Genomic DNA, 18,660 nt, shown 5'->3' on the forward strand with positions numbered 1-18,660 from the left:
TCATCCGAAGAGCCGCGGCAGCACCGCCTCGGAGGTCTCGCGCAGTTCGGCCAGCGGGATCGTGAACAGGCCCTGGACCTCCAGCGCGTCGGAGGCCTGGTCGACCACACCGATGCGCACCGCCGGCAGTCCTCGCGCGTCGCACATCGACCGGAACCGGCTCTCCTCGGTGCGCGGCACCGCCACCAGCACGCGGCCGGCCGACTCGGAGAACAACGTCACGAACGGATCGGCACCCTCGGGAAACACGATGCGGCAACCGGTTTCACCGGCCAGGGTCGCTTCGACGACGGCCTGCGCGAGGCCGCCTTCGGACAGGTCGTGTGCCGCGGACACCAGACCGTCGCGCGATGCCGCGCCCAGCACCTCGCCCAGCAGCTTCTCGCGGGCCAGGTCGACCTGGGGCGGCAGCCCGCCCAGATGGTCGGCGGTCACCTGAGCCCAGACCGAGCCGTCGAGCTCGTCGCGGGTATCGCCGAGCAGCATCAGGGTTTCCCCGGGCTCGGTGCCCAGGCCGGTGGGGATGCGACGGCCGACGTCGTCGATGACGCCGAGCACCCCGACCACCGGGGTGGGCAGGATCGCCGCCGAGCCCGTCTGGTTGTAAAAGCTGACGTTGCCGCCGGTGACCGGAATCCCCAGTGCCACACAGCCATCGGCCAGGCCCTTGACGGCCTGCGAGAACTGCCACATCACACCCGGGTCCTCGGGCGAACCGAAATTCAGGCAGTTGGTCACCGCGACGGGGGCCGCTCCGGTGACCGCCACGTTGCGGTATGCCTCGGCCAGCGCGAGCTGGGCCCCGACGTACGGATCCAGCTTCGTGTAGCGGCCGGACGCGTCGGTCGACAAGGCGATGCCGCGGCCGGTGGACTCGTCGACGCGCAGCACACCGCCGTCGGCGTGCTCGGCCAGCACGGTGTTGCCGCGCACGTAGCGGTCGTACTGCTCGGTGATGAACGCGCGGCTGCACAGGTGCGGGCTGCCCAGCAGCGCAAGCAAAGTGGCGCGCAGTTCGTCACCGGTGGCCGGTCGTGGCAGCCGGGTCGACCTGTCCGCGTTCAGGGCGTCCTGCGTGTCGGGGCGGGCGACCGGCCGCTGGTAGACCGGGCCCTCGTGGGCGACGGTGCGCGGCGGGACGTCGACGACGGTCTGGCCGTGCCAGGTGATCCGCAACCGGTCACCGTCGGTGACCTCGCCGATCACGGTGGCCAGCACGTCCCACTTGCGGCACACCGCCAGGAACGCGTCGACGTTGTCGGGGGTGACCACCGCGCACATCCGCTCCTGGGACTCGCTGCACAGGATCTCTGCCGGGGTCATGCCGGTGGTGCGCAGGGGAACGGTCTCGAGTTGGATCGCCATGCCGCCGTCGCCGGCCGAGGCCAATTCCGAAGTGGCGCAAGATAACCCAGCACCGCCCAGGTCCTGTATGCCGACCACCAGGTGACCGGCGTACAGCTCGAGGCAGCACTCGATGAGCACCTTCTCCATGAACGGGTCGCCCACCTGCACCGAGGGCAGCTTTTTGCGCGAGTTCTCGGCCCCTCCGTCGGCGCTGAAGGTGTCCGACGCCAGGACCGAGACCCCGCCGATGCCGTCCAGCCCGGTGCGGGCCCCGAACAGGATGATCTTGTTGCCGGCGCCCGAGGCGAAGGCCAGATGCAGATCCTCCTGGCGCAGGACGCCGACGCACATCGCGTTCACCAAGGGGTTGCCGGCGTAGCACGCGTCGAAGACGGTTTCGCCGCCGATGTTGGGCAGGCCCAACGAGTTGCCGTAGCCGCCGATGCCGCGGACCACGCCGTCGAGCACGCGGCGGGTGTCCGGCGCGTCGGCCGCGCCGAACCGAAGCTGGTCCATCACCGCGACCGGTCGGGCGCCCATCGCCATGATGTCGCGGACGATGCCGCCGACGCCGGTGGCCGCGCCCTGGTAGGGCTCGACATAGGACGGGTGGTTGTGCGATTCGACCTTGAAGGTGACCGCCCATCCGTCGCCGATGTCGACGACGCCGGCGTTCTCGCCGATGCCGGCCAGCATGCCGCTGCGCATCTCGTCGGTGGTGGTCTCGCCGAAGTAGCGCAGGTGCACCTTGGATGACTTGTAGGAGCAGTGCTCGCTCCACATCACCGAGTACATCGCCAGCTCGGTGTCGGTGGGGCGGCGGCCCAGGATCTCGCGGATGCGCTGGTATTCGTCGTCTTTGAGGCCCAGCTCGGCGAACGGTTGCGGCTCGTCGGGCGTGGTGGCGGCGTGCTCGACGGTGTCGATGGCCTGGGCGGGCGCGGTTGTCACGGGGACAGTCTAGAGAGCTGGTCCCCGCGGAGCAGGCGGACGCTTTCGGCGTCGGCCGGATAGAACAGCTCGACGGCCAGTTCGGCGAGCGTGACGTCGAGCGGGGTCCCAAACGTCGTCAGCGTGGTGAACATCGACAGCCGTTGACCGCCGCCGGCATCGAGCTCGAACGGAACGAGCAGCGAAGCGCTGTCGGCCGGCGAGCGCCATGCCCTGGCCGCGCTCGCGACTCCCGGATACCCGCGCACCTCGTCGTCGAGCGCCTGCAATCTTGGGTCGCCGGTGAGCGCGATCGTGCGCCGCAGCTGGTCCAGCAGGTAGCCCGCCCAGTCGGGGAAATTCAGGGTCCGCCTGGCGAGGCCGTCGGGGTGCAGCGACAGCCGGTACATGTTGGCCGGTGGGCCGAGCAGATCTTCGGGCAGGCCGGCGGTCAGCGCCGACGCCGCGGCGTTGGCGCCCACGATGTTCCAGCAGCGGTCGATCACGACGCCGGGGTACGGGTCGTGGGCGTCGAGGAGGCGCTGCACGGCGTCACGGGCCGGGGACAGCGCGGCGTCCTCGAGCGGACGCGACTGGTAACGGGGCGCGAAGCCGGCCGCAAGCAGCAGCGTGTTGCGCTCCCGCAGCGGAACGTCGAGGCCCTCGGCGAGGGCGAGCACCATCTCCGCGCTGGGGCGCGAGCGCCCCGTTTCGATAAAGCTCAGGTGCCGCGCCGACACTCCCACAGACAGCGACAGGTCGAGCTGACTGACCCGTCGACGCTCTCGCCAGTCGCGCAACAGGGCGCCTACCGCCGCGTGGCTCACCAGGCCACGGTAACCACCCCGCGTACCCGTGGCGATGACCTCGGAGGTAATTGTGCCGCCACACCCCGTCGGGACACGCTTGGCACGACGCGCCCCGCCGGAGCGCCCGAACCAAGGAGGAACGATGACCGACGTCCAATCCGCACCCAAGTTCAGCGCCGAGACGTTCGCGGCGTTTTGGGCCGCGCCCACCATGTCGGGCGGCTTCGACATCCTGGCCGACGACATTGTGGGCTACTGGCCGGGCGACCCGGAGCCGGTCCGGGGCATCGAGCCTTACACGGCGAAGATCGCCGAAATACTAAACGCCGCACCGGATTTAAAGCTTGAGGTGATCGACAGCGCCACCGTGCCGGGCGACGACCCCGGAGAGGAACTGGTGTTTTTGCACTACGTCGGCCGGGGCACCGGCCCCGACGGACCGTTCCGAATTCGGGGGCTCGACCGGGTTCGCACCCGCGACGGGATCGTCGTGGAAAACGTCATCCGTTACGACCCGCTATTTCTCGCCCGGGGCTGAGCGGCGAGCTACTGGCCCACGACGCAGAACACGTTGCCCTCGGGGTCGGCCAGCACCACCCAGCGGAAGTGGTCGCCGAATCGGTGCCGGCCGACCTCGGTCGCTCCGGCCGCGGTCAGCCGGGACGCCTCGGCGTCGACATCGGCCGCACCCAAATCCAGGTGCACGCGGTTCTTTCCGGGCGTCGGATCGGGCACCTTCTGGAATCCGAGCCGCAGCCCTTCCGAAAAGGTCACCGCGGTGAACTCACCGGCGAGCACATCGTGCGTCGTGCCGCCGAACTGTTCGGCCCACCAGCCGGCCAGCTTCGCCGGGTCCTCACAGTCGAAGGTCAGCATCTCCACGTTGAGGGCCATACGGCAGACCCTATGCCGCTAATCGGCGGAAAGGAACGCGTGCATCGCGGCCGAGTAGGCGGCGACGTCCTGCGCGCCCATCAGCTCACGCGCCGAGTGCATCGCGAGCTGCGCGGCGCCCACGTCGACGGTGGGAATGCCCGTGCGCGCGGAGGTCAATGGTCCGATCGTCGACCCGCACGGCAGGTCGGCCCGGTGTTCGTAGCGCTGCAACGGCACTCCGGCCCGCTGGCAGGCCAGCGCGAAGGCCGCGGCCGTGCGGCCGTCGGTGGCATAACGCAGGTTGGGATGCACCTTGAGCACCGGTCCGGCGTTGACCGCTATCTGATGGCCGGGCTCGTGCCGCTCCGGATAGTTGGGGTGGGTGGCATGCGCCATGTCGGCCGAAGCCAGTAGCGAGGCCGGCAGCCGGCGCAGGTAGTCTTCGCGACTACCGCCCGCCGCCAGCACAATTCGCTCGAGCACGGTACCCAGCAGGTCGGATTGCGCGCCGTGGTCCGACGACGACCCGACCTCCTCGTGATCGAAGAGCACCAACACCGGCAGCTGGGCCGCGGGCTCTTCTACGGCCAGCAACGCCTGCAGCCCCGCATAACAACTGGCCTGATTGTCCAGCCGCGGCGCGCTCAACAGGCTGGCGTCGGCGCCGATCACGGTGGCGGGCGTCAAATCGTGGGTCATCAGGTCGGCGGCCAGCACGTCGGTTGCCGCCACTCCGGCGCGGTCCGCGACGTAATCGACGAACGGCCGCGCCGTCTCGCCGACACCCCAGACCGCGTTGACGTGTCGCTGCGGGTCCAAGGTGAGCGACTTGCGGTCCTCGGCCAGGTGAATGGCCAGCTGCGGCACCCGCAAGATCGGCTCGTCGATCCGCACCAGCCGGTGCGCGATTCCGCCGGGTTCGTCGGCCGCCCGCACCGACAGGCGCCCACTGATGCCCAGATCGCGGTCCAGCCAAGAGTTGAGCCACGCGCCCCCATACGGCTCCAGCGCCACCACCCGCCAGCCGCCGACCACCCGGTCGGGATGCTGCTTGACCCGGAGGTTCGGGCTGTCGGTGTGTGCCCCGACGATCCGGAACGGGCCGGGCGCCCCGGCCGAGTTCCACGCGACCAGCGAGCCGGCCCGCACCGTGAAGTAGCGGCCCGGCTCGGAAGGCCACGGTTGGGTCTCGTCCAGTTCGGTGTATCCGGCAGCGGTCAACCGAGCGGCCACCGTGGCACAGACATGAAACGGCGACGGGGACGCATCGATGAATCCGCCGAGTCCTTGCGCGCTCGCTGAGGACATCACCTGGTTTCGAGGCCCGCCGGACATGTTGAACATCATGGCTGTCCGCCGCCGCGGTCTTCACGCTAGGGTCGATTGCGCGCTCCTTGCTCGCGCCGCTTCCGGCGCTCACCGTCGCCACGCTAGGGTCACCCACGTGCCCCCCGTCCAACCGCAACCGATCCTCGCGCCGTTGACGCCAGCGGCGATCTTCCTTGTGGTGACCATCGATGACGGCGGAGAGGCGACGGTGCACGACGCACTGCCCGGAATCCCCGGACTGGTGCGCGCGATCGGCTTCCGTGAACCGCAGAAGCGGTTGTCGGCGATCGCCTCGATCGGCTCGGACGCGTGGGACCGCTTGTTCTCCGGACCACGCCCCGCCGAACTGCATCGGTTCCCCGAGCTGAACGGACCGCGGCACAGCGCTCCCGCCACCCCCGGGGACCTGTTGTTCCACATCAGGGCCGAGAGCTTGGATGTCTGCTTCGAGCTGGCCGACCGGATCCTCAAATCGATGGCGGGCGCGGTCACCGTGGTCGACGAGGTGCATGGCTTCCGCTACTTCGACAACCGCGACTTGCTCGGCTTCGTTGACGGCACGGAGAACCCGGACGGCGCGTTGGCCGTCAGTGCGACCGCAATCGGCGACGAGGACCCCGACTTCGCCGGCTCTTGCTATGTGCACGTGCAAAAGTACGTGCACGACATGTCGTCATGGAATTCGATCTCGGTGACCGAGCAGGAGCGGGTGATCGGCCGGACCAAACTGGACGACATCGAACTGGACGACGACGTCAAGCCGGCCGACGCCCACATCGCGCTCAACGTCATCACCGACGACGACGGCACGGAACTGAAAATCGTGCGGCACAACATGCCGTTCGGAGAACTCGGCAAGGGCGAGTACGGCACGTACTTCATCGGCTACTCGCGGACGCCGCAAGTCACCGAACGGATGCTGCGCAACATGTTTCTGGGCGATCCTCCGGGTAACACCGACCGCATCCTCGACTTCTCCACCGCCGTCACGGGCGGAATGTTCTTCTCCCCCACCCTCGACTTCCTCGATGATCCGCCGGCACTGCCCGCAGCGTCGGCGGCGGAAACTCCCGTTGCACAGCACGGCTCACTTTCGATCGGCAGCCTGAAAGGAACCTCATGAACAACCTCTACCGCGACCTGGCACCGGTCACCGACGCCGCCTGGGACGAGATCGAAACCGAGGCGACCCGCACCTTCAAACGCCACATCGCCGGGCGCCGAGTCGTCGACGTCAGCGAGCCGGGCGGACCGATCGCCGCCGCCGTCAGCACCGGTCGTCTCGCCAACGTGGCATCGCCCACCGAAGGTGTCGAGGCTCATCTGCGGGAGAGCAAACCCCTTGTGCGTCTGCGGGTTCCGTTCACCTTGTCGCGCTATGAGATCGACAACGTCGAGCGCGGCGCCAACGATTCGGACTGGGACCCGGTCAAGGCGGCCGCCAAGAAGTTGGCGTTCGTGGAAGACCGGGCCATCTTCGAGGGCTACGCCGCGGCGTCGATCGAGGGCATCCGCTCGGCCAGTTCGAACAAGTCGCTGACCCTGCCGGCCGACCCCCGCGAAATTCCCGACGTCATCACTCAGGCGATCTCCGAACTCCGGCTGGCCGGCGTCGACGGCCCGTACTCGGTGCTGCTGTCCGCCGATGTCTACACGCGGGTCAGCGAGACCACCGAGCACGGGTATCCAATCCTCGAACACATCGATCGACTGGTTCCCGGCGACATCATCTGGGCACCGGCCATCGACGGCGCCTTCGTGCTGACCACCCGCGGCGGCGACTTCGACCTGCAGCTCGGCACCGATGTGTCGATCGGATACACCAGCCATGACGCGGACACCGTGCAGCTGTATCTGCAGGAGACGCTGACCTTCCTGTGCTACACCGCCGAGGCATCCGTCCCGCTGAACCCTTAGGAATAAACGCCGGCGAACCGCTGCTTACCGGAGAACAATTCAACTTCTCTCCTGAAGGCAGGATTTCGATGGCAACATCACTGGCCGGCTCCACCGCTTTGGTGACCGGCGCTACATCAGGTATCGGCCGGGAAATCGCACTGCAGCTTGCACAGCGCGGCGCCGAGGTCGTGGTGCAGGGCCGCGACGCCGAACGCGGCGCCAAAACGGTCCGCGATATCGAAAACGCCGGTGGTAAAGCGGGTTTCGTCACCGCGGACCTCAACGTTGCCGACGATGTGCGACGGTTGGCCACCGAGGCCGGGCCGGTGGACATCCTGATCAACAACGCCGGCATCTACCAGTTCGGCCCTACCGTCGACACCGTCGATGTGACCTTCGACGAACACGTGAACGTCAACCTGCGTGCGCCGTACATCCTGGTGCAACAGTTGGTGCCCGCCATGGCCGCTCGGGGTAGCGGCGCCGTGGTCAATGTGAGCACCCTCGCAGCGTCGGTCGCAACGCGCGGGGCGGGGATCTACGGGGCCACCAAGGCCGGCCTGGAGCAACTGACCCGCGTGTGGGCCGATGAATACGGCGAGTCGGGAGTGCGGGTGAACGCGGTGGCCGCCGGGCCCACGGACACGCCCGGGACGGCGGCGATGCCGGAAGCCCTGGCGACCATTGCGGCGACCACCGCGCTCAAGCGGGTGGCCGATGCGAGCGAAATCGCCAGTGCCGTGGTCTTTCTCGCATCTCCAGAGGCGAGCTATGTCACTGGTGCCGTCTTGCACGCGACCGGAGGTCAGCAAGGAATCGCCGCCTGAGGACTAGAGATCGAGCACCACGTCGGTTTCCGGTGCCGCCGAACAGATCAGGACTGAACCGTCGCCGGGCGGCTCCAGCGGCTGCTGAACGTAAGTGGTTGCGCCGGCGACGATTCCGGTGACGCACAGGTGACACACGCCGCTCCTGCAGGAGAAGCGGGTTGGCACGTCGCAGGCTTCGGCGAGGTCGAGGATGCTGCGGTACTCGGGTGACCAATTGACCGTCAACCCGCTCCGGGTGAAGGTGATGGGCGGTCCGATGCCCGGCGGTCCGGCAGGCGGGTGGGGCGGCTTGCGCTCGCCCGTCTCGACAACGCCCGGGTTGATCGCGGGCAGTGCGCCGAACAGCTCGCTGTGAATCCGGCTCGGGTCGAATCCCAGGCCGGTCAGGGCATCGCGCATATCCGTCATGAATTGGATTGGACCGCAGAGGTAAACGGTGGCGTCGGTTGGCAGGCCCAGTTGCGCGATGGACTCCCGGCGCAGCCGGCCCTGCGTTTCGGTGTAAAAAACCCGCTGCCGGGCGTGCGGTAACGATCCGATGAGCGTCTCGACTTCGACTGCGAACACTTGCGTTTCGCGGTTACGGGTGACGTGTAACCACCAGATGTCGCGGCGACTCCCGGCAGTGGACAAGGCATGCAGCATCGCCAGGACCGGTGTCGCTCCGATGCCGGCGGAGAACAGGACGACCGGACCGCTGTCGTCGGTCAGGTAGAAGTCGCCGCGGGGAGCGGCCGCGGCGATCACCGACCCCGGCTTGATGTGGGTGTGCAGCCACCGGCTCACTACGCCATGGTCCTCGCGCTTGACACTGATGCGGTAATAGCCGGCGCAGGAATCATCCGACAGGGAATAGCTGCGCAACGGTGCGGGATCGCCGGCGTCGGCGAGCCTGACCGTCAGGTACTGTCCGGGCAACGCCGGTGGCAGCGGCGCTGCGTCGTCGGCCTGGAGCCGGATCGAGAGCACTTCCCCGCTTTCCCAACAGGTTTCGGTGACGCGCAAATTACGGAAGCCCTTCCAACCCGGTTCGACTATGGGTGGTGTCGCCGCGGATGTGGCGCCATCGTGCGCGGCCAGCAGCTCGTGAAACGATTGCTGCCAACCCGGGCTCAACGCCGGAATGTCGACGGCCTTGCGCAGCGTCTCGATGTTGCGATCGGGTAGATAAAGAAGCGCGTCCACGTCGACGACGCTGAGTTCATGGCGGCCTCGGCTTGTCCGCACGATGTCGTCGCCGGCGCGCACGTGTCCCTCGGTGATCACGCGGAAGTAAAACCCCGGGCGATGCTGGGACACCAGCAGATTGGGCATGTCGGGCTCGTCGAGGCGAAGGCCGACCCGAAAGCAGGTGACGCGCGGCCGGGTCACCTCGAACTCGGCGTCACCGATGCGATAGCGGTCGCCGATGCAGACGTCGTCATCGGCGAGTCCGGTCACGGTGAAGTTTTCACCGAAGTGCCCGGCTCGCAGATCGTCGCGCCCCAGGTAGCTCTTCCAGAAGTCGTAGGACTCGCTCTGGTACACCATCACCGCGCGCTGTTCACCGCCGTGACCGGCGAGGTCACCCTGACCGTCGCCGTCGATGTTCAGGCGGCGCACCATGACGGGTCCCTCGGTCGGAACCTTCCAGATCCCGGTGTAGACGGTTTTGTCCCGCCATTCGACGTTCTTGGGCATGCCCACGTTCACCGAAACAAGCCTGCCCACCATGTCACCTCAAACCAGCTCGCATTCGCACCGAGCCCTAACTGGGATGGTTCGCCCAGAATATGGCAGGCCGGTCCGCGCGGCAATACATCGGCTGCACGGACTGTTGTCGCTCGCCGCGGTGGTGCATAATGGGTCGCATAACCCAGAATGTTGGGCTGATTTTTGCGGATCATCTATCGGACGCCGCCGCGGCGGACGACGGTGAAACCCGTTGAGTCAGGAGCAACGTCATGCCTGCTGTTCACCATCGCTACGCCACCGTCGACGGCCGTCGACTCTTCTACCGCGAGGCGGGAGACCCGGCCGCTCCGACCGTGCTCCTCCTGCACGGGTTTCCCACCAGCTCGTACATGTTCCGTCACCTGATACCGGCCCTCGCCGACGATTACCGCGTCATCGCGCCGGATCACCTGGGCTTCGGGTTGTCCGACGCGCCACCGGTCGACGAGTTCGACTACACCTTCGACGCGCTGACCGATCTGACGGCAAACCTGCTGCGAGGCCTCGGCGTCGACCGATACGCCATGTACGTCCAGGACTACGGCGCGCCGATCGGCTGGCGACTCGCGCTGCGCGACCCGGCCGCGATCACCGCAATCATCAGCCAGAACGGCAATGGGTACGACGCGGGTTTCATCGAGAGCTTCTGGAAGGTCGTGCAGGCGTACCAACAGGAGCAGACGGCTGACGCCGAGGCGGCGGTGCGCCAGTTCCTCACCCTGGATGCCACCCGTTGGCAGTACGTGACCGGGGTGACCGACGAGACGCTGGTGGACCCCGAATCCTGGCAGCACGACTACGCGCTGATCTCTCGTCCGGGCAATGACCTGGTGCAGCTCAGGCTGTTTCGCGACTACGCGACCAATGCTCCCCTTTATCCGCGCTTGCACGACTACTTCCGGGCCAGCCGGGTGCCCCTGCTGGTGGTCTGGGGCCGCGGCGATGAGATCTTCGGCCCGGCCGGTGCCGAGGCCTTCGCCGACGACCTGGCCGACGCCGAGATCCACCTGCTCGACGGCGGACACTTCCTGTTGGAGTCCGCGCTCGATGACGTCATCCCCCTGATCAGGAACTTCCTCGCCCGGCGGATCAAGGCCTGATCCGTTCTGGGCTGAAGATCCCATAAATGGGGGCGCTCCCGGGTTAGCCTGACGCGATGGCCCATTCCGATGTTCGCGACGAACGGTTGACCGCCAAAGGACGCGCCACCCGCGACCGGATCGTGCGCGCCGCCGCCGAGTTGATCGTCACCGAGGGCCTGTCCGCGTCGAACATGGACAGTGTCCGGCGGGCGGCTTCGGTCAGCGGCTCGCAACTCACCCACTATTTCGCCGACAAGGCGGCGCTGATCCGGGCGGTGATCCGCCGCCAGATCGGCGTGGTCTTGGACTTTCACCGCCAGCCCACGCTTCGGGGCCTGGGTTCCTTTGACGACTTCGAGCGGTGGATCGACCTAAACATGCGCTACCTGCGGCGCATCGGCTATTTCGGCACCCCCACCTATCACGCGCTCACCGCCCAGTTGGCGAAGTCAGACGACGCCACGCGCGACGCGTTGGCCGCCGGTTACCGACAGTGGATTGATCTGTTGGAGCAGGCAATTGCGTGGATGAAAGACGACGGGTTGCTGGTTCGCGATGCCGATCCACACCGGCTGGCGTTGGTGATCGTCACCGCGCACCAGGGCGGTGGCGTGCTGACCTTCACCTACCAAGAGGAGTGGCCGCACGCCGACGCGATTCGCTTCGCGGTCAACTACCTGCGGCTGTTCGCCGCCGACCCCGCCGAGCGAGCACCCCGTGCGGCGCGCCGGGCCCGCGGGCGTCGCCCGGCACGACGGGTCGGCTGACCGATTGGTGCCGAAGGCGGCGAAGTGACCGAACGCAACCCACCGCGCTTCACCCGCAAGGGCCTGGCGACGCGCGCACGCATCATCGAGGTCGCCGCGCGGCTGATGTTCGAGCGCGGCGTCGCCAACACGAGCATCGATCAGGTACGGCGCGCCGCCGCGGTGGGCGGATCCCAGATCTCGCACTACTTCGGTGATAAGCGCGACCTGACCCGCCACGTCGTCGATGCGCGCCGCAATGACGTGCGAGCCTTCCACACTCGGCCGCAGTTCGCCGGACTCGACAGCATCGATGCCCTGCAGGCGTGGGCCGATGCCTGCGTGGCCGACATCGACGCCGTGTACCGCGTCGGCGGTTGTGTCTATGGGTCCCTGGCCGGTGAGCTGATAGAGGCCGACCGCGAGATACACGATGACCTGTCCGCGGGATACGACCAATGGATCGACCTGTTTCGGGCCGGCCTGGAGTCGATGCGTAAGCGCGGCGACCTGCGCCCGGAGGCCGACGCGCGCCATCTGGCCGTATCTCTGGTCGCCGCACACCAGGGCGGCGCGATGGTCACCCACGTGACCGGCGATCCGCAACCGCTGCGGGCCGCCGTCAACGCAGCGGTCGACTATGTCCGCTCCTTCGCGGTGCAACCCCCGCGGCGTAAGGGTCGGTCCGCGCCGTCTTGCGGTGGGCGCAAAGGCTGAGTAATGGCCTTTCGCTGGACATGGTCGAGGTGAACGCCCATAATAATGGGTTAGTTAGCCCATTATTATGCGGTCGCGCCACCCGGCGCCGTCGCCCGCCAACGAAGTGAAAGAGGCAGCCGATGTCCATGCTTGCGGGCGATCATCCTGGCGGGGCTCGGCGGTTCGGACAGCTGGCGCCCATCGGCAAATTCAACGGGTGATGCGGAAACAAAACGCCACTGCGCGAACGGATTTGGAGGAGAGGACGGGCTTCACATGGGTCTGGCATGGCAGCAAGGCCCGCTGGCGGCGGGATCGCTCGGACACTTCCTGACCGAACAACCGATGCCACCGCGGCTGCTGTTCGCCGAGCCGCTACGGCGCCGGATGCGGGTGCGCTTTGCGGATCGGTGGATCGTCGACAGCGAGGACGTGATCCTCTTACACGAACCGGGCCGCTACCCGGTCGCCTACTTCCCCCTCGGCGATATCGAAGAAGGAACGCTGCTCGCCGAGGACCGGGTGACGCAGCACCGCGATCTCGGGGCCACCCGGTGGTTCACCGTTGGGGCATCGGGACGCGAGGCCAACCACAGCGCCTGGGAACACACCGAGCTGCCGGCGTATGCGGCGGTGCTCGACGGCCGGGTGGCGTTTGCCTGGCGTGCCATGGAAGCCTTCTTCGAAGAGGAGGAGCGAATCGTCGGGCACGCCGCGGACGCCTATCATCGCATCGACATCCGCTCTACCGCGAGACATCTCGTAGTTCACGACGGCGACCGGGTGATCGCCGATACCCATCGTCCGTTGGCCTTGTATGAATCCGGCTTTGCGCCCCGATGGTACGTCCCACGCGAAGATACCGACGAGTCCGCGCTGAAACTCGTTGATACTGAGACGTTTTGCCCGTACAAGGGAATCTGCTCCTACTACGACATCGGCACCCACCAACGGGCGGCATGGTCTTACGTCGACGCTTGGACGGAGGTCGCGCGGGTCCGCAATCTGGTGTCCTTCGAACCCGACAAGATCGATGCGCACCTCGACGGCAAGCAACTCCAGCTCGAGCCCGGCCAGACGGTCATCCCACACGGCGTCGACCGCGGACTCGACACGGACGAGGTCTCGGGGCAGCGCCGGAGCGCCTCATGAGGGCGTCCGTGGAAGTGGTGATCCTGCCCGTCGCGGAACCCGATCGGTCGCTACGGTTCTACCGCGACCAGGTTGGCTTCGACCTCGACGTCGATTACGCCCCGACCCCCGAATTCCGGGTCATCCAGTTGACGCCCGAGGGCTCTGGCACCTCAATCCAATTCGGTGTGGGGTTGACCGACGCGCTGAGCGGCTCAGTGCGGGGCCTCTATCTCGTGGTCTCCGACATCGAGGCCTGCCGCGCAGAGCTGACCGGTCGCGGCGTAACCGTCGGCGAGATACGCCACAAGGACACCGACGGCGGCTGGCGCGGCAGATTCCTCCCCGGAACCGATCCGGACCGCGGTGACTATGCGAGCTTTGCCGACTTCCGCGATCCCGACGGCAATGCTTGGGTAGTGCAGGAGCGGAACCATCGGCAGGCCTGAAACGGCCCAGGGGCATTGCGTACGGAGCGGGAGGTAGCGGTGGCGGCGCGAGAGACCAGCCCTGAACGGCTGCGCGGATTCTCCGACGGCGTGTTCGCCGTGCTCATCACCATCCTGGTGTTGGAGCTCAAACCGCCGACAACCCATGGCTTCCGAGCCCTGCTCCCGCTGTGGCCCACCGGGCTGAGCTATGTGGTCAGCTATCTGTTCATCGCGATCGTCTGGGTCAACCATCACCACATGTTCAACTACGCCCAGGTCGCGACGTCGCGGTTGGTCTGGTCGAACTTCGCGCATCTGTTTTCGGCGTCGCTGATCCCGTTCACCACCGAGTGGATTGCCGACAGCAGGCTGGCCCGGGCGCCGGTGTCCCTGTACGCCGCGGTCTTCGTCCTGGTCAACATCACCTACCTGGCGCTGTGCTGGGAAGCGGTGGATCGGCCCTCCCATCAAGACGTTCCAGCGCGGATGCGCCGCATGCTGCAAATGCGGTCGTTCATCACCCTCGGCGTGTTCCTGACGGCGGCGCTGGTCGCCTTGCGGTGGCCGGTGGCGGCGATGTTGTTGATCGTGTTGTGCCTGGTGGGGTATCTGCGACCGGACATCCCCCAGCGAAAGAATGTTGAGCCCCAGTCGTGACAACACCGTCCGTCCTGATCTTCGACGTCAACGAGACGTTGCTCGATATCGAGTCGATCGCACCGCTTTTCGGCGAAGTGTTCGGCGATGAAGGTGTGCTACGCGAATGGTTCGCGCAATTGATCATGTACTCGATGACCATCACGCTGGCCGACCACTACGTGACGTTTCCCGTGCTCGCCCAGGGGGTGCTGCGGATGCTGGGTGACATCCACCGGGTGGACGTCACCGACAACGATCTAAACCGCCTGCAGGCACAACTGCTCGCCATGCCGGCACACCCCGATGCCGCCGAGGGACTTGCGGCGCTGCGTGACAATGGTTTTCGACTGGCAACCTTGAGCAACTCCCCGCCGAATCCGGACGGCCCGACGGCACTGCAAAGTTCGGGGCTGGCGGGTTTCTTCGAACACCAACTGAGCGTCGATGCGCGCAGCGTCTTCAAGCCCTCGCCCGCCGTGTACCGGTACGCATGCGAAACGATCGGGGTCCCTCCGGCGGACTGCATGATGGTCGCCGCCCACGTCTGGGACACCATCGGCGCGCAGAGTGTCGGATTCAGCGGGGCGCTGATCACCCGGCGCGGCAACGCACCGCTGCCGGTGGACGGGCCGCCGCGGCCGCACATCGTCGTCAGGGATGTGCGCGAGCTCGCCGAGCGACTCATGTCCGGATCATAATTGACCAATGGCTACCGCAGACGGATTCCATCCAGACTTCGACGAGAGCGCGACACCGCTCGCACGCAACCGGGTGCGCCACATCAAGGCGTCCGAAATCAGCTCCGACACCGCACAGTCCGAGGGGCTGCGGCGCTTCGCCGCCCTGTCCGGCCAGTCGGTCGGCGCGGAGAAGCTCTGGATGGGCGAGACGCACGCGTCGCCGGGATCGGCCTCGGACAATCACCATCACGGCGAATCGGAAACCGCCATCTATGTGCGAAGCGGAAACCCGGAGTTCGTCTTTCACGACGGCACCGACGAGGTCCGCATCGCCACCGCACCCGGCGATTACGTCTTCATCCCGCCTTATCTGCCCCACCGGGAGGAAAACCCCGACCCCGACACCACGGCCGAGGTGGTGATCGCGCGCAGCACCCAAGAAGCCATCGTGATCAACCTTCCCGCGCTGTATCCGCTGGCCGACTCTTAGTACACGGCGATCTCGATCAGGTTTCCGTCGACGTCACGGCAGTAGTGCGAGGTCATCTCGCCCAGAGCCCCTGCTTTGGTTACCGGTCCGGCGATCAGCTCTACCCCACACGCGGCGAGGTGGGCGCGAACGGCATCCGGGCGGGCGCGCGTGACAAAGCACAGATCTTGTGAGCCGGCCGCCTCGACAAACCCGGTAAACCAGTCGGGGTCGTCGGCCAACGCCCCGACCGGTCGCAGATTGATCTTCTGGTTCCCGAAGCGCAGCGCCGTCCGGCGCGACGGCCCGAACGTCTCGCGCCGCATGCCCAGCACCCGCTCGTACCACGCGGCGGTGGTTTCGACGTCGCGGCAATTCAACACGATGTGGTCAAACCTCTCCACGGCGAACGTCACTCTAACCCTCCCGACTCGCGCGAAGCTGGGCCGTCAGCGCGGCCGCCAGATCGTCGGCGGCCTGCTCATCGAGCGCCTGGTGACCGAAAGCCATTCGGTACCATAGCAATCCGAATACTTGGTCGACGACGATTTCGGGCCGATTCATCGGCGGGATTTCACCGCGGGATTGGGCCCGGCTCAACATCCGCGCCAACTCGTCGCGGCGCGCCGCGGTGAACGCCGCCAGCCGCTCCATCGTCGCCCCATCGCCCAGCGCCTCCCGTAGCGCGCCGATCAGCAGCGTCCGATGGGCGGCTGCGGCGGAGAAGGTCGAGCGCAGAAACGCGCGCAGATCACCGTCCAGGCGCCCGGTGTCCGGTATCGGCGCGGCTTGCTGCGCGCGGCGCACCATCGCATCGAGCAGCACCGCGCTTTTCGACGGCCACCAGCGGTAGATCGTCTGTTTGCCTACGCCTGCCCGCTCGGCGATGGCGGACACCGTGATCTGGACATCCCCGCCCGCGGCGGTTAACAAGTCCGCGGCAGCGTTCAGGATTGCCCGCTCGGCCGCCTCATTGCGTCGGCTGCCCGTATGCACCCGTCGGTTCACCGTCACAGCTGCAGGCTAGCGCGACATATTGACGAGACCAGTAGTCTCGACAATGCTGAGGACCATGAGCATGACTGGACTTCTCCCCAACCGCAAACGCCGCTGGGTCAGCCGATTTCATCGGTACATTGCCAACCCGGTCACCCGGCGTCTGCCCACCCAGGTGCTGCTGGAGACCACCGGCCGGGTCAGCGGGCGGGCACGACGCACACCGGTGGGGGGACGGCGCGAGGGCAGAGCGTTCTGGCTGGTATCCGACCACGGCGAGGCGGCGGATTACGTTCGAAACATCAAGGCCGACAACCGCGTTCGCATCCGAATTCGCGGCCGCTGGCGACCGGGGACCGCTGCGCTGCTACCCGAGGATGACCCGGTTGCCCGATTGGCCGTCCTGCCACGGTTCAACAGCTCTCTGGTGCGCGCACTGGGCACCGATCTGCTGACGGTGCGGATCGACCTCGACCGGCCGTAGCGGGCCAGATCCATACCGCCTTTACCCCGGCGACACGAAACGTTTTAATACATCTCATGGCCCCCGACCAGCTGGATCTCAACGTTGCCGACCTCCGGATATCCCGCGGCAGTGTGCCGGCCAGCACCCAGCTCGCCGAGGCCCTCAAGGCGGCGATCGTCAAACAGCGCCTGCCCCGCGGCGCGCGATTGCCCACCGAGCGAGAACTCGTCGACCGCACCCGCGTGAGCCGGGTTACCGTGCGGGCGGCGGTCGGGCTGCTCGAACGCCAAGGATGGCTGGTACGAAAGCAGGGCCTGGGCACCTTCGTGGCCAACCCGGTCAAACAGGAACTCGGACCCGGCGTGCGCACCATCACCGAGGTTCTGGCCGGCTCCGGGATCACGCCGAACGTCGACGTCTTGTCGCACCGCGTCGAAGACGCGCCGCAGCGGATCGCCGAAACGCTCGGCCTGTCCAAAGTCCTCTGTGTGCACAGGCGGTTCCGTGACGGCGATCAGCCCCTCGCCTTGATGATCGCCTACCTGCCAACAGGATTGGGCAAGGCCGTGGAGCCGCTGTTGAAGAGCGCGACCGACGAGCAGACCGCGCAGGCGATGGAAAGCACCTACACCATGTGGGAGCGGCGGCTCGAGATCCCCGTCGCCCGGGCCAACTATGAGATTCACGCGGCCGGCGCATCGCTGGAAGTGGCCGGCGCCCTCAACCTGCCGCTGGGTTCACCCGTGCTGGTTCTCGAACGCACCAGCTACGGCCACGACGGCAAGCCCCTCGAGGTGGTCGAATTCCATTATCGCCCTGAGCGATACAGGTTTTCGGTCACGTTGCCGCGCACGGTGCCCAACCCCGGCGCCGGCATCGTGGAACGGCGCGAGCAGGCGTAACGGCACTCAGCGAATTCTCAACGAATTCTTCGGTACCGCATCGCCTGGCTCCAAGCATTCGCAAAGCCGTCGGCCGCAACATCGACTCATGACGAATGAGCAGCTGTGCGCGAACCTGGTCGAACGCTACCTGCGCACCCGCGGGCGGCGCTATTTTCGTGGCCACCACGACGGCGACTACTTCTTCGTCACCAGCGCTCCGCGGCGCCTGCACATCCACTTCGAGATTTCGCCCGCGCATGACGACGTGTTGATCATCCGCGTCAGCCCCGGGTGCTACTTCCCGGCGGCCGACCGCCCCTGGCTGACGTACTTCACCGACAGGTGGAATCGTCTTGACCGCCACGTCACCGCGATCGTGCACGGCTCGTCGGATCCGCAGCGGATCGGCGTGGTGGCGCGTAAGTCGCAATGGGTCCGAAACGACGTCTCGTTCGACGATTTCGCGTCCTTCGTCGACCGGACCGTCGCGGACGCCACCGAGCTCTTTGAGGAACTGAGCCCGCCCCTCGAACCGCCTTTTAGGCAGCGGTCATTGCTGCGCGACGCCGGCTGAAGTCCCGACGAGCGAGGAAACCGGCGATGCATCCGGGCACGGCTCGCCCGGCCTGGCGCGTATCGCGCCCCCGAGATACTCCCGATAGGCCGCCACTGTTCGAGCCTGCGGGCCAACCAATTGCCGCGGG

22 protein-coding genes are annotated in these 18,660 nt (G+C 66.9%); 15 read left to right on the plus strand and 7 right to left on the minus strand.

The features are described from left to right. Together purL and BST14_RS13380 are read right to left on the minus strand one after the other, a co-directional pair. Window positions 1–2,274, minus strand: coding sequence for a phosphoribosylformylglycinamidine synthase subunit PurL (gene purL, locus BST14_RS13375; RefSeq protein ID WP_142279396.1), 2,274 nt, complete (start codon window positions 2,272–2,274; stop codon window positions 1–3). A 20-nt stretch (window positions 2,275–2,294) separates the two neighbouring features. Further along, entirely contained in the window at window positions 2,295–3,104 is an 810-nt protein-coding gene (locus BST14_RS13380; RefSeq protein WP_083064906.1) for a helix-turn-helix domain-containing protein, read from the minus strand. 124 nt (window positions 3,105–3,228) lie between these two features. Here BST14_RS13380 and BST14_RS13385 point away from each other — a divergent pair, with 124 nt between their 5' ends. Further along, a complete protein-coding gene (locus tag BST14_RS13385) occupies window positions 3,229–3,624 on the plus strand; it encodes a nuclear transport factor 2 family protein (RefSeq protein WP_083064907.1) in 396 nt (131 codons plus the stop codon). Window positions 3,625–3,632: 8 nt separating this feature from the next. Here the strand turns inward: BST14_RS13385 and BST14_RS13390 are convergent, their stop codons facing one another. Continuing rightward, window positions 3,633–3,980: a VOC family protein gene (locus BST14_RS13390; RefSeq protein ID WP_083064908.1), complete on the minus strand. Its 348-nt coding sequence runs from the start codon at window positions 3,978–3,980 to the stop codon at window positions 3,633–3,635. Between the two features lie 18 nt (window positions 3,981–3,998). Further along, on the minus strand, window positions 3,999–5,270 hold the full coding sequence (locus tag BST14_RS13395) for a M18 family aminopeptidase (RefSeq protein WP_245845397.1): 1,272 nt from the start codon (window positions 5,268–5,270) through the stop codon (window positions 3,999–4,001). 136 nt (window positions 5,271–5,406) lie between these two features. Here BST14_RS13395 and BST14_RS13400 point away from each other — a divergent pair, with 136 nt between their 5' ends. The 3 genes from BST14_RS13400 (at window position 5,407) to BST14_RS13410 (ending at window position 8,017) form a co-directional block, all read left to right on the plus strand. Further along, window positions 5,407–6,414 (plus strand): Dyp-type peroxidase, encoded by a 1,008-nt coding sequence (locus tag BST14_RS13400; RefSeq protein ID WP_083064909.1) that lies wholly within the window; start codon window positions 5,407–5,409, stop codon window positions 6,412–6,414. Further along, window positions 6,411–7,208: a family 1 encapsulin nanocompartment shell protein gene (locus BST14_RS13405; RefSeq protein ID WP_083064910.1), complete on the plus strand. Its 798-nt coding sequence runs from the start codon at window positions 6,411–6,413 to the stop codon at window positions 7,206–7,208. The genes BST14_RS13400 and BST14_RS13405 overlap by 4 nt, the downstream gene beginning before the upstream one ends. 68 nt (window positions 7,209–7,276) lie before the next feature. Beyond that, complete coding sequence (locus BST14_RS13410) at window positions 7,277–8,017, plus strand: SDR family NAD(P)-dependent oxidoreductase (RefSeq protein ID WP_083064911.1); 741 nt, start codon at window positions 7,277–7,279, stop codon at window positions 8,015–8,017. A 3-nt stretch (window positions 8,018–8,020) separates the two neighbouring features. On the opposite strand, the gene BST14_RS13415 is transcribed toward BST14_RS13410, so the two are convergent. Beyond that, window positions 8,021–9,730 (minus strand): MOSC and FAD-binding oxidoreductase domain-containing protein, encoded by a 1,710-nt coding sequence (locus tag BST14_RS13415; RefSeq protein ID WP_083064942.1) that lies wholly within the window; start codon window positions 9,728–9,730, stop codon window positions 8,021–8,023. 233 nt (window positions 9,731–9,963) lie between these two features. Between BST14_RS13415 and BST14_RS13420 the strand changes: the two genes are divergently transcribed. The 8 genes from BST14_RS13420 to BST14_RS13455 all read left to right on the plus strand — a co-directional run bounded on the left by BST14_RS13420 (window position 9,964) and on the right by BST14_RS13455 (window position 15,631). Next, window positions 9,964–10,833 (plus strand): alpha/beta fold hydrolase, encoded by an 870-nt coding sequence (locus tag BST14_RS13420; protein ID WP_083064912.1) that lies wholly within the window; start codon window positions 9,964–9,966, stop codon window positions 10,831–10,833. Between the two features lie 56 nt (window positions 10,834–10,889). Next, window positions 10,890–11,582, plus strand: a complete 693-nt coding sequence (locus tag BST14_RS13425; RefSeq protein ID WP_083064913.1) for a TetR/AcrR family transcriptional regulator — start codon at window positions 10,890–10,892, stop codon at window positions 11,580–11,582. A gap of 24 nt (window positions 11,583–11,606) precedes the next feature. After that, window positions 11,607–12,278 carry a TetR/AcrR family transcriptional regulator gene (locus tag BST14_RS13430; protein ID WP_083064914.1) on the plus strand — a complete coding sequence of 224 codons (672 nt, stop codon included), beginning with the start codon at window positions 11,607–11,609 and terminating at the stop codon, window positions 12,276–12,278. Window positions 12,279–12,536: 258 nt separating this feature from the next. Continuing rightward, a complete protein-coding gene (locus BST14_RS13435; RefSeq protein WP_083064915.1) occupies window positions 12,537–13,412 on the plus strand; it encodes a DUF427 domain-containing protein in 876 nt (291 codons plus the stop codon). Further along, window positions 13,409–13,840, plus strand: a complete 432-nt coding sequence (locus tag BST14_RS13440) for a VOC family protein (RefSeq protein ID WP_083064916.1) — start codon at window positions 13,409–13,411, stop codon at window positions 13,838–13,840. The genes BST14_RS13435 and BST14_RS13440 overlap by 4 nt, the downstream gene beginning before the upstream one ends. 39 nt (window positions 13,841–13,879) lie before the next feature. Next, on the plus strand, window positions 13,880–14,479 hold the full coding sequence (locus BST14_RS13445) for a TMEM175 family protein (RefSeq protein WP_083064917.1): 600 nt from the start codon (window positions 13,880–13,882) through the stop codon (window positions 14,477–14,479). Then, a complete protein-coding gene (locus BST14_RS13450) occupies window positions 14,476–15,159 on the plus strand; it encodes a haloacid dehalogenase type II (protein WP_083064918.1) in 684 nt (227 codons plus the stop codon). Before BST14_RS13445 ends, BST14_RS13450 begins: the two co-directional genes overlap by 4 nt. 7 nt (window positions 15,160–15,166) lie before the next feature. Next, on the plus strand, window positions 15,167–15,631 hold the full coding sequence (locus BST14_RS13455) for a cupin domain-containing protein (protein ID WP_083064919.1): 465 nt from the start codon (window positions 15,167–15,169) through the stop codon (window positions 15,629–15,631). Here the strand turns inward: BST14_RS13455 and BST14_RS13460 are convergent. Together BST14_RS13460 and BST14_RS13465 are read right to left on the minus strand one after the other, a co-directional pair. Then, on the minus strand, window positions 15,628–16,026 hold the full coding sequence (locus BST14_RS13460) for a VOC family protein (protein ID WP_083064920.1): 399 nt from the start codon (window positions 16,024–16,026) through the stop codon (window positions 15,628–15,630). The two genes, BST14_RS13455 and BST14_RS13460, sit on opposite strands and share 4 nt — an antisense overlap. Window position 16,027: 1 nt before the next feature. Beyond that, complete coding sequence (locus BST14_RS13465; RefSeq protein WP_211280721.1) at window positions 16,028–16,624, minus strand: TetR/AcrR family transcriptional regulator; 597 nt, start codon at window positions 16,622–16,624, stop codon at window positions 16,028–16,030. A gap of 64 nt (window positions 16,625–16,688) precedes the next feature. Here BST14_RS13465 and BST14_RS13470 point away from each other — a divergent pair, with 64 nt between their 5' ends. The 3 genes from BST14_RS13470 to BST14_RS13480 all read left to right on the plus strand — a co-directional run bounded on the left by BST14_RS13470 (window position 16,689) and on the right by BST14_RS13480 (window position 18,530). Next, window positions 16,689–17,090, plus strand: a complete 402-nt coding sequence (locus BST14_RS13470; protein ID WP_083064944.1) for a nitroreductase/quinone reductase family protein — start codon at window positions 16,689–16,691, stop codon at window positions 17,088–17,090. A gap of 56 nt (window positions 17,091–17,146) precedes the next feature. Then, the gene (locus BST14_RS13475; protein ID WP_083064921.1) at window positions 17,147–17,974 is read left to right on the plus strand and encodes an Rv0792c family HTH-type transcriptional regulator; all 828 of its coding nucleotides are present in this window, start codon (window positions 17,147–17,149) and stop codon (window positions 17,972–17,974) included. Window positions 17,975–18,062: 88 nt separating this feature from the next. Then, window positions 18,063–18,530 carry a YbjN domain-containing protein gene (locus BST14_RS13480; RefSeq protein WP_083064922.1) on the plus strand — a complete coding sequence of 156 codons (468 nt, stop codon included), beginning with the start codon at window positions 18,063–18,065 and terminating at the stop codon, window positions 18,528–18,530. Window positions 18,531–18,660 lie beyond the last annotated feature (130 nt).

The sequence above is a fragment of the Mycobacterium arosiense ATCC BAA-1401 = DSM 45069 genome (genome assembly GCF_002086125.1).
Taxonomy (GTDB): domain Bacteria; phylum Actinomycetota; class Actinomycetes; order Mycobacteriales; family Mycobacteriaceae; genus Mycobacterium; species Mycobacterium arosiense.